Source organism: Croceicoccus naphthovorans (assembly GCF_001028705.1).
Classification (GTDB): domain Bacteria; phylum Pseudomonadota; class Alphaproteobacteria; order Sphingomonadales; family Sphingomonadaceae; genus Croceicoccus; species Croceicoccus naphthovorans.
The window spans coordinates 1943700-1958596 of the sequence record NZ_CP011770.1 but is presented as its reverse complement, the minus strand read 5'-3'; the positions used below and the strand labels follow the sequence as shown (position 1 = coordinate 1958596).

General features: G+C 63.0%; 12 protein-coding genes, 2 tRNA genes and 1 pseudogene. 11 read left to right on the top strand and 4 right to left on the bottom strand.

Annotated elements, in window-relative coordinates:
- Positions 1-12: 12 nt before the first annotated feature.
- Positions 13-3378 (bottom strand): annotated as a pseudogene (locus tag AB433_RS09835) (transglutaminase family protein).
- A 100-nt stretch (positions 3379-3478) separates the two neighbouring features.
- Between AB433_RS09835 and AB433_RS09830 the strand changes: the two are divergent.
- Positions 3479-3868 (top strand): VOC family protein, encoded by a 390-nt coding sequence (locus AB433_RS09830; RefSeq protein WP_047820872.1) that lies wholly within the window; start codon positions 3479-3481, stop codon positions 3866-3868.
- Between the two features lie 21 nt (positions 3869-3889).
- Here the strand turns inward: AB433_RS09830 and infC are convergent, their stop codons facing one another.
- Positions 3890-4408 carry a translation initiation factor IF-3 gene (infC, locus tag AB433_RS09825; RefSeq protein ID WP_082135049.1) on the bottom strand — a complete coding sequence of 173 codons (519 nt, stop codon included), beginning with the start codon at positions 4406-4408 and terminating at the stop codon, positions 3890-3892.
- A gap of 184 nt (positions 4409-4592) precedes the next feature.
- Positions 4593-5291, bottom strand: coding sequence for a ligase-associated DNA damage response endonuclease PdeM (gene pdeM, locus AB433_RS09820; protein WP_047820871.1), 699 nt, complete (start codon positions 5289-5291; stop codon positions 4593-4595).
- 46 nt (positions 5292-5337) lie between these two features.
- Between pdeM and hemF the strand changes: the two genes are divergently transcribed.
- The 6 genes from hemF to AB433_RS09790 all read left to right on the top strand — a co-directional run bounded on the left by hemF (position 5338) and on the right by AB433_RS09790 (position 10391).
- The gene (hemF, locus tag AB433_RS09815) at positions 5338-6195 is read left to right on the top strand and encodes an oxygen-dependent coproporphyrinogen oxidase (RefSeq protein WP_047820870.1); all 858 of its coding nucleotides are present in this window, start codon (positions 5338-5340) and stop codon (positions 6193-6195) included.
- 138 nt (positions 6196-6333) lie between these two features.
- Positions 6334-7548, top strand: coding sequence for an MlaA family lipoprotein (locus AB433_RS09810; RefSeq protein ID WP_053059100.1), 1215 nt, complete (start codon positions 6334-6336; stop codon positions 7546-7548).
- A 103-nt stretch (positions 7549-7651) separates the two neighbouring features.
- Positions 7652-9742 (top strand): RelA/SpoT family protein, encoded by a 2091-nt coding sequence (locus AB433_RS09805; RefSeq protein ID WP_047823799.1) that lies wholly within the window; start codon positions 7652-7654, stop codon positions 9740-9742.
- Positions 9743-9791: 49 nt separating this feature from the next.
- Positions 9792-9867 (top strand) — tRNA-Val (locus tag AB433_RS09800).
- Positions 9868-9893: 26 nt separating this feature from the next.
- Positions 9894-9967 (top strand) — tRNA-Gly (locus AB433_RS09795).
- A gap of 70 nt (positions 9968-10037) precedes the next feature.
- The gene (locus AB433_RS09790) at positions 10038-10391 is read left to right on the top strand and encodes a PilZ domain-containing protein (RefSeq protein WP_082134872.1); all 354 of its coding nucleotides are present in this window, start codon (positions 10038-10040) and stop codon (positions 10389-10391) included.
- A 21-nt stretch (positions 10392-10412) separates the two neighbouring features.
- Here the strand turns inward: AB433_RS09790 and AB433_RS09785 are convergent, their stop codons facing one another.
- Complete coding sequence (locus AB433_RS09785) at positions 10413-11069, bottom strand: alpha/beta hydrolase (RefSeq protein WP_047820868.1); 657 nt, start codon at positions 11067-11069, stop codon at positions 10413-10415.
- A gap of 163 nt (positions 11070-11232) precedes the next feature.
- Between AB433_RS09785 and AB433_RS09780 the strand changes: the two genes are divergently transcribed.
- From AB433_RS09780 to AB433_RS19480, 4 genes are all read left to right on the top strand, one after another.
- Positions 11233-12276, top strand: coding sequence for a cysteine desulfurase family protein (locus AB433_RS09780; protein ID WP_047820867.1), 1044 nt, complete (start codon positions 11233-11235; stop codon positions 12274-12276).
- Positions 12273-13361 (top strand): cysteine desulfurase family protein, encoded by a 1089-nt coding sequence (locus tag AB433_RS09775; RefSeq protein WP_047823797.1) that lies wholly within the window; start codon positions 12273-12275, stop codon positions 13359-13361. Before AB433_RS09780 ends, AB433_RS09775 begins: the two co-directional genes overlap by 4 nt.
- A gap of 4 nt (positions 13362-13365) precedes the next feature.
- Positions 13366-13698 (top strand): 2Fe-2S iron-sulfur cluster-binding protein, encoded by a 333-nt coding sequence (locus AB433_RS09770; protein ID WP_047820866.1) that lies wholly within the window; start codon positions 13366-13368, stop codon positions 13696-13698.
- A 255-nt stretch (positions 13699-13953) separates the two neighbouring features.
- Positions 13954-14892 (top strand): transglutaminase-like cysteine peptidase, encoded by a 939-nt coding sequence (locus AB433_RS19480; RefSeq protein WP_245626632.1) that lies wholly within the window; start codon positions 13954-13956, stop codon positions 14890-14892.
- Positions 14893-14897: the final 5 nt, after the last annotated feature.

Genomic DNA, 14897 nt, shown 5'->3' with positions numbered 1-14897 from the left:
GGCCTTACATCCTCAGTGCAGTCCCGCCGGGCGGCGCAGGTCCAGCGTCATCGGAAATTCTCCCCCGTGTTCTTCTGGCGGAACGTCCACATTGCCCGGCGTATGCCCGTGGTCCTGAAAGCGCGCCCTGCGGCGGCTCTCGGCCTCGTAACTGTTGACCGGAACATCATCATACGCACGTCCACCCGGGTGTGCCACATGATAGACACAACCGCCCAGCGAGCGATTGTTCCAAGTATCGAACACATCGAAGGTTAGCGGAGCATCCGCAGGGAGCAGCGGATGCAGGCACGAGGGCGGGGCCCAAGCCTTGTAACGCACGCCGCCGACAGCCTCTCCGGGCCGCCCCGTCGGATGCATCGGCACGCGCCTGCCGTTGCAGCCGATCACGTGCCTGCCGGGGACGAGGCCGCGCGCGGAAACCTGCAACCGCTCGGTACTGGAATCGACGTAACGCACCGTGCCCCCGATCGCGCCGGTTTCGCCCAGCACGTTCCACGGTTCGAGCGCGTGGGTGACTTCCAGGACGACACCGCCAGCCTCGATCCCCCCGTGGGTGGGAAAGCGGAACTGGCGTTGCGCCTCGAACCACTGCGGGTCGAAGTCGTACCCGGCGTGACGCAAATCGGACAGCACCTCGAGAAAATCGGTCCAGCAGTGGTGCGGAAGCAGGAACCGGTCGTGCAGGCTGGTGCCCCAGCGGACGAGGCTACCATCCTGCGGTTCGCGCCAGAACCAAGCCATCAGGGCGCGGAGGAGAAGTTGCTGGGCGACGCTCATCTTCGGGTCTGGTGGCATCTCGAACCCGCGAAATTCGACCAGGCCGAGGCGTCCGGTCGGGCCATCGGGTGAATAGAGCTTGTCGATGCAGATCTCGGTGCGGTGGGTGTTGCCCGTCACATCGACCAGCATGTTGCGGAACAACAGGTCGACGATCCACGGAAACTTCGGCGGCTCGCCGGGCGGGGGCACCTGGCTCAGAGCGACTTCAAGTTCGTAGAGGCTGTCGTGCCGCGCCTCGTCGATGCGAGGCGCTTGGCTGGTTGGGCCGATAAACAGGCCGGAGAACAGGTAGGACAGCGAGGGATGCCGCTGCTAGTAGAGAACGAAGCTCTTCAGCAAGTCCGGGCGGCGAATGAAGGGGCTGTCGGGGAAGGTCGCCCCGCCCATGACGAGGTGGTTGCCACCGCCAGTGCCGACCGAACGACCGTCGACCATGAACTTGTCGGCGGTGAGCCCCACTTCGCGGGCGTCTTCGTAAAGTCCCTCGGTCACGTCGACCAGTTCGCGCCATGAACCCGTGGGGTGAATGTTCACCTCGATCACGCCGGGGTCGGGCGTGACTTTCAGAACCTGCACACGCGGGTCGGGCGGAGGTGGATAGCCTTCGATCCGAACCGGCATCTGCAGTTTTTCGGCCACCGTCTCGATCTCGGCGACAAGTTCGAGGAAATCCTCCATCGATTCCAGCGGCGGGATGAAAACCGAAAGGTACGTGCCGCGCGGTTCGACCGTCATCGCGGCGCGCACGGCCCCGGCGATAATCTCTTGCTCCACGCGATCCTGATGCGCCGCACCGACAGTCTCGACGCGTTCGAAGCGCTGATCGCCGCCACCTTCGGTCATGCGCTCGGCATCGTCGCGGCCTTTCCGCGCAGCTTGCTCGCGATAGTCCGACAGCGGGGCCTGCGCATCGGTTTCCACGCGCGGGTGGATGTAGGGATATTCCGATTTCGACACCCAAGGCAGCGAACCGAGCGGCAGGCGATAGCCCAGCGCGGAATCGCCCGGCACCGCGGTCAGCTTGCCTTTGCGCACCGTCCATTGCTCGGACTTCCAGCGTGGGCCTTTCGCGGGTCGGGCCTGCCATTTCTGGATCGGCAGGACATAGCCGACCGGTTTGGACAACCCGCGCGTGAAAGTGCGGACAATGCGTTCGCGTTCTTCGGGATCGTCGATCTTGGGATCGCCCGGCTCGACGTTGACGGGAAGTTCGCCCTCGCGCTCCACCCACTTTTCGGGGTCTTCGTATACTGGCTGGACGTATTCCGCCTGAACCCCGAGCTGCGAGGCTGCGGCGTTCAGGAACTGCCCCGCAGACCCTGCGTCGAGGTTCGCTTCGGCGTCTTCGTCAGGATCGACGGCGATCAGGTCGGGGTTCGACCACAGCGGCTTGCCGTCCTTGCGCCAGTAAAGCGTATAGCCCCAGCGCGGCAGGCTTTCGCCGGGATACCACTTGCCCTGACCGTGATGCAGCAACGCGCCCGGCGCGAACCGGGTGCGAAGCTTGCGGATCAGCTTGTCGGCATATTTCGCCTTCGTCGGCCCCACGGCATCGCCGTTCCACTCGCCAGCCTCTGGATCGTCGGCAGCAACGAAGGTCGGCTCGCCTCCCATCGTCAGGCGACAGTCTAGCGCGATCAGGTCCTCGTCCACCTTGTCGCCCAGCGCCAGTAGCGCTTCCCAGCGGGTGTCGGTGAAAGGTTTCGTGATCCGGACCGCTTCGTGCACGCGGTCGACGTTCATCGCAAAGTGGAAATCGACCTCCGCCGGTTCGGCTACGCCGGTAATCGGCGCGGCGGAGCGGTAATGCGGCGCGGCGGCCAGCGGGATGTGTCCTTCGCCCGCGAACAGCCCGCTGGTCGGGTCCAGCCCGATCCAGCCCGCGCCGGGCACATAGACCTCGCACCATGCATGCAGATCGGTGAAGTCCGCTTCCGGCCCCTTCGGTCCCTCGACCGGCTCCACATCGGCCTTCATCTGGATCAGGTAGCCCGACACGAACCGCGCGGCATAGCCGAGGCGGCGTAACAAGTTGACCAGCAACCAGCCCGTATCGCGGCACGATCCGGTGCCGAGCGAGAGCGTATCCTCGGGCGGTTGCACGCCCGGTTCCATCCGCACGACATAGCCGATCTTCTGTTCGAGCGCCTGATTGACGGCCACAAAGAAATCGATGGTGCGGCCCGTCCAGTCGCGAAATTCCTCGACGAGTGCTTCGAACAGCGGGCCAGCCGGTTCCGCCTCGAAATAGGCCGACAGTTCTTCGGCAAGCTCGGGTTCGTAAGCGAAGGGGACTTCTTCGGCGCTTTCCTCGACGAAAAAGTCAAATGGGTTGATCACGGTCAGGTCCGCGATCAGGTCCACCTCTATCGAGAATTTCGTCACCCTCTCGGGAAAGACGATGCGGGCCAGCCAGTTGCCGTGCGGGTCCTGCTGCCAGTTCAGGAAGTGCCCGGCTGGTCCGATCTTCAGTGAATAGTTGGGTATCGCAGTCCGGCTGTGCGGTGCGGGTCGCAATCGAACGACTTGCGGTCCAAGCTGGACCGGGCGGTCATAGTGGTAACTCGTGGCGTGGTGCAGGGCGGCGCGGATCATAGCCGCAGAGTAACGCACGAAGTGTGCTGCAATGCAACAAGGCTTGCGTTTCCGGTGACCGTCGCGCCTTATCCGCGCGGGTCAGCGATCGGGGAGTAAGATGGACGGCAAAGTGCTTGGCATGGGTGGGCTGTTCTTTCGGGCGAAAGCCCCCGAAGCGCTGGCGGCGTGGTATCGCGATCACCTGTCGGTCGGAGCCGGTTGCGGTAATGGCGGCGATGCGGCTGGAGCCGAATGGTTCTGGCATCCGCAGGCCGGGCCGATGGTCTTCGCGCCTTTTCCCGCCGACAGCGATTATTTCGCTGCCGACAAGGCGTTCATGCTGAATTTCCGCGTGTCCGGCCTCGAAGCGCTGGTCGCACGTTTGGAGGTGTCGGGAATCGTGGCGGAACGACGGGCCGACTGGGACTCGCCTGAAACCGGGCGATTCGCCCGCATTCACGATCCGGAGGGTAATGCGATTGAATTGTGGGAGCCGCCCGCCGACTGACGGGCAGGCTCCAGTCAGGGCTCACTTGGGCGCGAGCACCATCACCATCTGACGGCCCTCAAGGCGGGGAAATGCCTCTACCTTGGCGATTTCGTCAACGTCCGCACGCACGCGGTTGAGCAGTTCGATACCCAGTTCCTGGTGCGCCATCTCACGACCGCGGAAGCGAAGCGTGCACTTCACCTTGTCGCCATTGTCGAGGAACTTGACGACGTTGCGCATCTTCACATCGTAATCGTGATCGTCGATGTTCGGACGCATCTTGATCTCTTTGAGTTCCTGCGTCTTTTGCGTCTTGCGGGCGAGGTTCGCCTTCTTCTGCGCCTCGTACCGGAACTTGCCGACGTCGAGGAACTTGCAGACCGGCGGATCGGCGTTGGGAGAAACCTCTACCAGGTCGAGCCCGGCGTCAGCCGCACGCTCGATCGCTTCGCGGGTGTACAGCACACCCAGATTCTCGCCTTCGTCATCGATGACGCGAACCTTGTCCGCCTGAATGAATTCGTTAAAGCGCGGCCCGCTCTTGACCGGCGGTTGCAGCGAGCGGCGGGGTGGACGTGCTATGGGGCCTTCTCCTTGTGGCGGCTTACGTAAATCAAATATGGTGGTTGGGCCGTAAAACGGCAATGCTTACGGTCCCCTTCCGCGCGCGCTCATATCGACAAACGCGCGTCAGTTAAAGGGTATATGCACCCGCAGGGCGCGGGTTCCACCGGGAATGTGGCTATGCCGCCGCGCTCCACAAGGGGAATCGTAGCAACTTTCCGGCCGCCGGGACGATGGCGTCGGCCTCTCGCGCGGGTTGCAGCGCGGCGCGGATCGCCGGATCGGCGGCATCCATTCCAGCGGTCAGCGATCCAAAAGCGGGCAGGACAAGGCGACTTTCGCTGCGCACCGCGCAAGGGCGCACGATGCGGCGGCCCCGGATTGATACCTGCAGGCGCGGATGGAAATGGCCAGAAAGTTCGGGCCGGGTTTCGCCAGTCTCTGCCCTATGACGCAGCAAGACGCCGCCTACGGCCAGTTCGCCGAGCTGCGTTCCGCCGGGGGCGCGGCGCAGTCCGTCCTTCTCGTCATGGTTGCCGGTGATCCAGACCCAGTCGACCGCGCGGGTCAGCGCATCGAGCATGCCCTTCGCGTGCGGCTCCAGCCGGTCCGGACCTTCGCCGTCGTGGAAATTGTCGCCCAGCGTGAACACCCGCCGTGCGCCCGTCGCCTTGATGGCGCCCGCCACCCGCTCCAGCGTTTCGCGGCTGTCGTAAGGGGGGAGGGGCTGGCCCGCCTTTGCGTAAAAGCTCGCTTTTTCGAGATGCAGGTCCGCGACCAGCAGCGCATTCTCTCTCGGCCAGAACAGCGCACGGCCATCGACCATGCGCCATTCATCTTGCGCAAAAGAAAAAGGGGCGAACGAAACGGGAACCATACACCGGCTATTGCCGCAGCGCCCCCACTTTGGCAAGCGCATCTGCATGACCCAGTGGACAGACCAGACCGCCGCCGCAAAAACGTGGTTCGAGGATTTGCGCGACCGCATCTGCGCCGCTTTCGAAGCGATCGAGCGCGAGGCGGGAAGCGACGCCGGGTTCGAGTACACGAGCTGGGCGCGCGAAGAGGAAGGCAACGAAAACCCTGGCGGCGGCACGCGCGGGGTTATGAAGGGCAAGGTGTTCGAAAAGGTCGGCGTCAACGTATCGACCGTGCACGGCAGCTTCGCCCCGCAGTTCGCCGGTACGATCAACGGCGCGAGCGAGGAGAACCCCGAGTTCACAGCCACCGGCATCAGCCTTGTCGCGCACATGGCAAATCCGCACGTGCCTGCCGTGCATATGAACACTCGCTTCCTTACCACGCAAGCCGCTTGGTTCGGGGGCGGTGCGGATCTGAACCCGCCGATTCCATACGAGGAAGATACCGAAGAGTTTCACGCGGCCTTCCGTGCTGCCTGTGCCAAGCACAACCCGACCTATTACGACCGGTTTTCGAAATGGGCGGAGGAATACTTTTTCATCCCCCATCGCGGTGTTTCGCGCGGGGTCGGCGGCATATTCTATGACCATCTGGAATGCGAAGATCTTGCCGCTTGGGAGCGCAACTTTGCCTATACCCGCGACGTGGGCGACGCGTTTCTGGAAGTCTATCCCAGGATCGTCCGCCGCCGTATTGGCATGGAGTGGGATAGCGAGGACAAGCGCCGCCAGCTGGAATGGCGCGGGCGCTATGCCGAATTCAATCTCGTCTACGATCGCGGCACCTTGTTCGGCTTGAAAACCGGCGGGAACATCGACGCCATCCTTATGAGCCTGCCGCCGGAAGCTAGCTGGAGCTGATCTTCGCGCCCCCTCGAAATGTGTGGCATTGCGGCAACGCGATCTTTACCGCATTGCGACAAGGTGTTGTAATTCGGTACAAAGACATATCCCGCGCCGCGCATCTGCGGTTCGGGCACGGAATTTTGTTGGGGAATCATGGTCGTATCTACTCTCGCCGTCGCGGTTTTCCTGGGCAATGCCGGAGTCGCCTGTACCGCCGAGGCCGCTTGCGCCGACGCTATGCAAGGTGGATCGCCTGTCGAATCGACTGTCGTTACCATTGCGGCGCAAGGGGCGGGGACTACACCGCCGCTAACCGATGAGACGGTTGAGACGCCACAAGCGGTCGCAACGCAGGAGACTTCCGAGGTAGAGGCTACGGCAGATGAGGGCGAGGCGATCCTCGTCACCGGCGAAGTCGGCGCGCCCGAAGGCGATCCGGCAGAGGCGGTGAATGTCCAGACCTACAAGGCGGCGCAGGCGGTGGACGAGGCTGTGGTCGAACCGCTGGCGCACGCCTATGACAAGGGTCTGCCAAAACCCATCCGCGATGGCGTTGGCAATTTCCTGTCGAACCTTGGCGAAGTGGTGAATTTCATCAACTTCACGCTTCAGCTGAAACCGGGTCGCGCGTTCAAGGCGGCAGGGCGTTTCGCGATCAACTCCACGCTGGGCATCGGCGGCCTGTTCGATCACGCCAGCAAGGCACCTTTCAACATTCCGCATGAGCGGAACGGGTTCGCCAATACGCTGGGCTATTATGGCGTGGGGTCGGGCCCTTATCTCTATCTGCCGCTGATCGGATCGACGACGGTGCGCGATCTTTTCGGGCGCGTGGTCGATCTTTCGATCGTGCCCGCCATCGCAGGGCCTCCTTTCAACAGCCCGTACTATTCGCTGCCGCTGGGTGCTTTGCATTCGCTGGAAGATCGCGTGCAGACCGATGCGCAGATCGACACGATTCGCGAACGCTGCGGCGACGATTATGCCGCCACGCGCGACATCTACCTGTTGCAGCGTCAGGCCCGCATCAACGCGCTTCGCAACAAGGAAGTGAAGAGCCTTAGCGAGATTGCCGAGCGATTGGAGTTCAATTGCGACATCGACGTCTTCACCGCTGGGGTGCGTGACGGCGATGACTTCATCAGGCAGAACACGACGCTGATGACTGGCGAATCGGGTAATGCGGACGGGCTTGATCCGGTCGAGCCCGAGATGGATGAGGTGACCAAACCTGAGGCGGTGGAGGAAACCCAGCCCGAAGCGGAAATACCTATCGTTGAAGACGAGTTCGACGAAACGGCGGCGGTGGATTTTGTCCCGGTCGCGGTCTTGAACATCAAGGTTCCGGCACCCTTGATCGCCATCTGATCGCAGTTGGCACGCATCCGGTCCGCACAAGGGCCACAACAGCGCGCAAAAACGCGATATTCCCATTGCATCGCAGCGATGAATGCGCACATCGTGGCCCGCGATGCTGCGCCAGTATGAACTTGTCGAACGGGTAAAAGCCTACGATCCGGATGCGGACGAGGCGCTGCTGAACCGCGCCTATGTCTACACGGTGCAAAAGCACGGCACGCAAAAGCGGGCGAGCGGCGATCCGTACTTCAGCCACCCGGTTGAGGTGGCGGGCCTGATGACCGATCTGAAGCTGGATCAGGAAACGATCATCACTGCCTTGTTGCACGACACGGTCGAGGATACGCTGGCCACGATCGAGGATGTCGAGAAGAACTTCGGCAGCGACGTCGCCCGCCTTGTCGACGGCGTGACCAAGCTTTCGAAGATCGAGCAGATGCCAGAGAATGAGCGCGCGGCGGAGAACCTGCGCAAGCTGTTTCTGGCCATGAGCGAGGATTTGCGCGTCTTGCTGGTCAAGCTGGCCGACCGGCTCCACAACATGCGCACGCTGCATTTCATATCCAACCCCGACAAGCGCCGCCGCATCGCGCGTGAGACGATGGATATCTACGCCCCGCTGGCAGAGCGCGTGGGCATGTACGAATATATGCGCGAAATGCAGTTGCTGGCGTTCGAGCAGCTGGAGCCCGAGGCCTATGCCACCATCACCGGGCGGCTGGCGCAGATCCGCAGCACCGAGGGCGGACAGGTCGACGAGATCGCCCTGCACATAAAACAGGCGCTGGCCGAGGGCGGGGTCAAGGTCGAGGTATCGGGCCGCGAAAAGCACCCCTATTCGATCTGGCGCAAGATGGCCGAACGACATGTCAGTTTCGAGCAGATCACCGACATCATGGCGTTTCGTGTGCTGACCGACAGCACAGAGGATTGCTATCGCGCGCTGGGCGTTTTGCACCGGACGTGGTCGATGATTCCGGGCAAGTTCAAGGATTATATCTCTACGCCGAAGTCGAACGGCTATCGCTCGCTCCATACCTCGCTGATCTACGAAAATTCGATGCGCGTGGAAGTGCAGATCCGCACCCACGACATGCACCGAACCAACGAATTCGGCCTCGCTGCACACTGGGCCTACAAGCAACGGGGCGATGGGCCGGACGGGCAGGTCGGCTGGTTGCGTGACCTGATCGAGATTCTGGATACCGCGGCCGATGCCGAGGAACTGCTCGAGCACGCCAAGTTGGCGATCTATCAGGACCGCATCTTCGCGTTTACGCCCAAGGGTGCCTTGTACCAGTTGCCGAAAGGCGCGACGCCGGTGGACTTCGCGTTTTCGGTCCACACCGACCTTGGCGCTAGCGCAGTGGGCTGCAAGATCAATGGGCGGCACATGCCCCTGCGCACGCCATTGGCGAACGGCGATATCGTAGAGATCATCAAGGGGGCGGACAGCGAGCCGCAACTGTCGTGGCTGTCCTTCGTCGTCACCGCCAAGGCCCGCGCCGCGATCCGGCGTTCTGTTCGCCAGAAAGAGCGCGAGGAAACCGCGCGCATCGGGCAGGAGCTTTACGAATCCATCGTCGCGCGCATGCCGATGAAGATCGGCAAGAAAGCGTTGAACGGCGCGCTGAAGCGGCTCGATCTGGATGACGACACCGCCCTCATGCTGGCCATCGGCAGCGCCAAGCTGACCGAGAAAGACGTGATGGAGGCGCTCGTCCCCGGCAGCGCCGCCGAATTGCCCGACGACAGCTTCTGGCAGGCACCGGCACGGTCCGTCCGGTTGCGGGGGTTGCCCAAGAATGCCGAGTTTACCCTGTCCGAATGCTGCCACCCCGTGCCGGGCGACCGCATCGTCGGCGTGAAGGATGGTCGCCGGATCGAGGTGCACACGATCGATTGCCTGACACTGGGAGAGCAGGACGACCGACGCTGGATCGATCTTTCGTGGGACCCGCGCAGCGATGGCGCGACGGGCCTGTTGCGGGTGATGCTATACAACCGGCTGGGTACGCTTTCCGAAATGACCGGCGTTTTTGCGGCGAATCACGCCAACATCACGCAGCTCAGCCTGAATTCACGCGATGACCTGTTCGGCACCTACGAGGTTGGCATAGAGGTACGCGACCTCGCCCATCTGACCCGCATGATCAGCGCGTTGCGTGCCAGCGATGCGGTTGCACAGGCAGATCGCGTTTGAACCCCTTGCGGTTGTCGCCAAGCCGCTGTAACGGCGCGTGTCTGGATTGGGGCGGTTAGCTCAGCTGGTAGAGCATCTCGTTTACACCGAGAGGGTCAGCGGTTCGAACCCGTTACCGCCCACCATCCAAAACAGCGCGAAATTGCGGTTTGCGGGCGTAGCTCAATGGTAGAGCAGAAGCTTCCCAAGCTTACGACGAGGGTTCGATTCCCTTCGCCCGCTCCAGCGCGTTTACGGGCAATCCCTTAATTATCGGACCAGATTCCGTTACGTCACCCGCTGTTATGGCACACCCATGGGACGGCGCAGGAATGAGCGGTGGGAAATTCGCGTAGCGGGTTGCTATCGCTCGCCCATGGGCGGGGATGTCTTCGTCTCGGTCAGCGACGTGTCCGCATGGGGTTGTCGCCTGTTGAACCCATCACGCAATCTCTTCATCGGGGATGAGGTTACCGTCTTCATCGACGGGCTGTACCCGCTCGCCGCGGTGGTCCGCTGGCATGATCGGGGCGTTTGCGCCGGCTTCGAATTCACAAGCGCGGTAGAGGCGGATCAGCTCGAACTGCTCGTCCGCCATTGCAGCGGGCGCGTTCAGCTCGCACCGCCGCAGTGGCGGGACGGTGATCGGGTCAACTTGCACGCCGACTGATCGCCCAATCCACGCGCGCCGTTAGCGGATCGGACAATCCGGGTTCAGACGGAAATTCAGGTAATTGTCGACCGAGCGCATCAGCTCGTCGAACTCATGCTCGAAGAAGTGGTTCGCGCGCGGAATCTCGTCATGGTGGATCGTGATGTGCTTTTGCGTGCGCAGCTTGTCGACCAGCTTTTGCACCGCGTTCGGCGTCACCACCGTATCCGCCGCACCCTGAATGATGATGCCCGAAGCAGGGCAGGGGGCGAGGAATGAGAAATCGTACATGTTCGCGGGCGGCGCGATCGAGATGAAGCCGCGGATTTCCGGGCGGCGCATCATCAGCTGCATGCCGATCAGCGCGCCGAACGAAACGCCCGCGATCCACGTCACCTGCGCCTCTGGATGGATGGTCTGCACCCAGTCCAACGCGGCGGCGGCGTCGGACAATTCGCCGATACCGTTGTCGAAGCTGCCTTGGCTGCGGCCCACGCCGCGGAAGTTGAAACGCAGCACGGCAAAGCCGCGCGACACGAAGTCCTTGAACAGCGCCTGCGTAATCCGCTCATTCATCGTGCCGCCGCCCTGCGGGTGCGGGTGCAGGATCATCGCCAGCGGAGCGCGCGGGCGGGGGGCAGGGTGAAAGCGACCTTCGAGGCGACCTTCTGGTCCGGGAAAGATTACGGAGGGCAAGTGGATCCTCGCTTTGAAAAAATTCGGCCAGTCACACAGAAACCGGGGCGGGGTGTGACTTTGGTGCGAAGCCTATATAGAAACCGCGCGCGTAAAGGCAATTGCGGGCGAATACTACTGTTTTGCCTGCCCTGAAACGAAGCGGATTGGTCTAGACCCTCGAATGCGAACTTACCTGGATCACGCGGCGACGGCCCTGGTGCTGGCTGAGGCGCTGGAGGCCATGCGCGAAGGGCTGGTGCTTTCGGCCAACCCGTCCAGCCCGCACGCAGCGGGCCGCGCGGCGCGGCGCGCACTCGAAAATGCGCGCGAACGGGTGGCGCGGGCGCTGGGCTGGTCGGGCGAGGTCATCTTTACAAGCGGGGCGAGCGAGGCTCTGGGCATTGCACTGGGCCGGTCGCACGCGACACGCAGGATGGTCAGCGCGGTGGAGCACGAGGCGGTTACGCGGCAAGCGCCGGGTGCGCGCTTCATTCCGGTCGATGCGGGCGGATTGGTGGCTGCCGATGCGGTGCAGGATGCGATGGATACGCTGGTGGCCGTGCAGCAAGTGAACAACGAGACGGGCGTGATGCAGCCTTTGGGTGTGCTCTACGATGTCGTGCGGGCGCAGGGCGGCGTGCTGTTGGCCGATTGCGCGCAGGGGGCGGGCAAAGTTGCCCTACCGCCGTGCGACATGGCCGCGATCAGTGCGCACAAATTTGGTGGGCCGCCGGGGATCGGCGCATTGCTGGTCCGCGACCTCGGCCTGATCGCGCCTAGCGGCGGGCAGGAACGCGGCTATCGGGGCGGTACGGAGAACGTGGCGGGCGCGATGGCGATGGCGACGGCGCTGGAGATGGGGCACGACTGGATGGACGAGGCGCTCCGCCTTCGCGCCATGCTGGAGGATGCGGTGATCGACTCGGGCGGCCAAGTTATCGCTGCCGCCAGCCCGCGCATTGCCACCATCGGGTCCTATCGCATTCCCGGATTTTCGGCGGCGGCGCAGCTGATCCGGCTGGACGCGGCGGGCATCGCGGTTTCGGCGGGGAGCGCCTGCTCTTCGGGATCGCTGAAGGCCAGCCATGTCCTGACTGCGATGGGCATTGACGAAAAGGCGGCGGGCGAGGTGATCCGGGTATCGATCGGGCGCGATACGACCGAGGAGGACATCGGTCGCTTCCTCGAAGCATGGCGACCGCTGGCGCAGCAGGCGGCGGCGTGATCTACCTCGACTATCAGGCGACAACCCCGCTGGCACCAGAGGCGCGCGATGCGATGTTGCGCTGGCTGGATGGGCCGGATGGGGTGGGCTTCGGCAATCCCCACAGCCCGCACCGCTATGGGCGGCAAGCGGCGGCGGCGGTTGAGCTGGCGCGCGATCGGGTGGCGGCTCTGTTTCCGCCGGGCGGGACGGTGATCTTCACGAGTTGCGCGACAGAGGCGATCAACCTTGCCATCCGGGGCTGCAAACCGGTTCGGGCGGGGCGGGGAATCGCGGCCTCGGCCATCGAACACGCCGCCGTGTGGGATACGGCGGAGGCGCTGCCGAATGCCTTTCATCCTATCGCGGTCGACCGGGAGGGGCTGGTCGATCCTGCCGCCGAGTTGCCCGCTGACGTTGGCTTAGTCGCGGTGATGCAGGTCAATAACGAGATCGGCACGATCCAGCCGGTGGCCGAGATAGCGCGAACCGCAAAGGCGGCAGGGGCGCTGCTCCTCTGCGATGCGGTCCAGGCCGCGGGTCGCATTCCTATCGCCATGGCCGACATGATCGCGATTAGCGCGCACAAGCTGCATGGGCCGAAGGGCATCGGGGCGCTGTGGGTGCGCGACGGGCTGACGTTGGAACCTCTGATCACTGGCGGCGGTCAGGAAGGCGGCCTGCGATCCGGCACGCTTAGCCCAGCGCTTTGCGCAGGGTTCGGCGCGGCGGCAAAGCTGGCCGCAGAGCGGATGGAACCCGACGCCGCGCACATCGAGGCACTGTGGACCCGCGCCCGCGATCTGTTCGACGGGTGGACGCTGAACGGCAGCGAGACCGCGCGTTGGCACGGCAATCTGAACCTGCGGCAAGAGGGCCTCGATGTTGCCAGACTTTTGTCCGATGTACGCGATGTCGCGATTTCGGCAGGATCCGCGTGTGCATCCGGTTCGGGCAAACCCAGCCGGGTCTTGCAAGCGATTGGCCTGAGTGACAAAATGGCGAAAAATTCGATCCGGATAGGCTTCGGGCGATATACGGGAATGGACGATCTGGAACTGGCGGCAGCCGCAATTAACGCCGCGGCCCGAACGCAAGGATTGTGACCACATGGTGCACGTCAACTTCGTGACCGCAAAGGGCGAGAAGGTGGAAGCCGAAGCTGCTGAGGGTGACAGCCTGCTCAAGGTCGCCCAGGCTGTCGGAATGCCGCTAGAAGGGACGTGCGAGGGGCAGATGGCCTGTTCAACCTGCCATGTCGTGGTCGCTCCGGCGTGGTTCGGAAAGCTTCCAATCTCGTCTGAGGACGAGGAGGATATGCTCGACCTTGCCGCCGATGTGCAGGGGACCAGCCGTCTGTCGTGCCAGATCGTGCTCGACGCCCCACTGGACGGGCTGGAGGTGCGGATTCCGTCTCAGGTTCATGACGTACAGCGCGGGTAAGAGCCGGTTTCGAAGCCAGATATTTATCCCGGGCATCGCGAAAGTTCCCGGCGTTAACCAATGGCTGGGCCGTTTCCGCGCTCAGCGTTAACCAAACGCTGACCTGTCCGATGCGCTTGTTTTGGCACACAAGCCAGCGATCCATACGTCGTTTAAGCGCGCGAAGTTCCGCAATTCTACGTCCGCGACGTTAACCAATTCGGGCAAGCATATCCGACAAGCAATCCTTGAGTGGTGCCGGGCCAAAAGGGCTTCATGCCCAGTGCGCCCCTTTCCCCCAAGGTTCGCAGCCTTGCCAAGCTCGCCTTCGCAGCGGCCGCCTTCGTGCCGGTCGCTTCGCAGGCGCAGGCTCCGGTTGCAGGATCGGCCATCATCGCTTCGGCAGTGACCAATTTCGCCAGCTCCGTGGCTTGCAAAGCCAGCGCACCCGCCGCGCCAATCGCTACTTCGCACATCTCTCGAGCCAAGCCGATGTCGGCTTTGGAAGCGATGCGCGCGAAACAGGCAAACCCTTCTTTCACGCTAAGCGCCGCACAAACCGCCGCCATTGAGAACCGCCCGTCTTATATGCCTGCCATCGCTGCACAGGCGGCCAGCGCATCGCTACAACCCTCCGCCTATATCGGCATCACTTGCGCCAAGCCGTTCGTATCGGCGCGCCCCGTCGTAAAAGCGAAGCGGTTCGACTTTCTGCAAAGCCGCGTCGTACCGATCTCGAAGACCAACTTCGATGCCGACTGGCGCCGGGTGAGTGGGGCGGGTTCCGGACTGAACACGGCCGCATTGTCCGCGATTGATGCGGGCGAGGCATCGCTTGAAAAGCGCATTGCCAGGGTCAACGCCTGGGTCAACGCGCGCGTCGCCTTTACCGACGACGCAAAGCTTTATGGCAAGACCGATTATTGGGCGACGGCCAGCGAAACGCTTTCACGAGGCAAGGGCGATTGTGAAGACTATGCGATCGCCAAGATGGAATTGCTCGCGGGGCTGGGTGTTCCACGCGATGACATGTACCTGACCATCGCGCGCGATTTGGTCCGTCGCGCAGATCACGCGGTGCTGATCGTCAAGATCGAAGGTCGCTCGGTAATGCTCGATAATGCGAGCGACGCGTTGCTCGATGGCGATGTCGCCAACGACTACCGCCCGATCCTGTCGTTCAGCGCCGACAAGCGCTTTCTCCACGGGTTTTAAGCAGA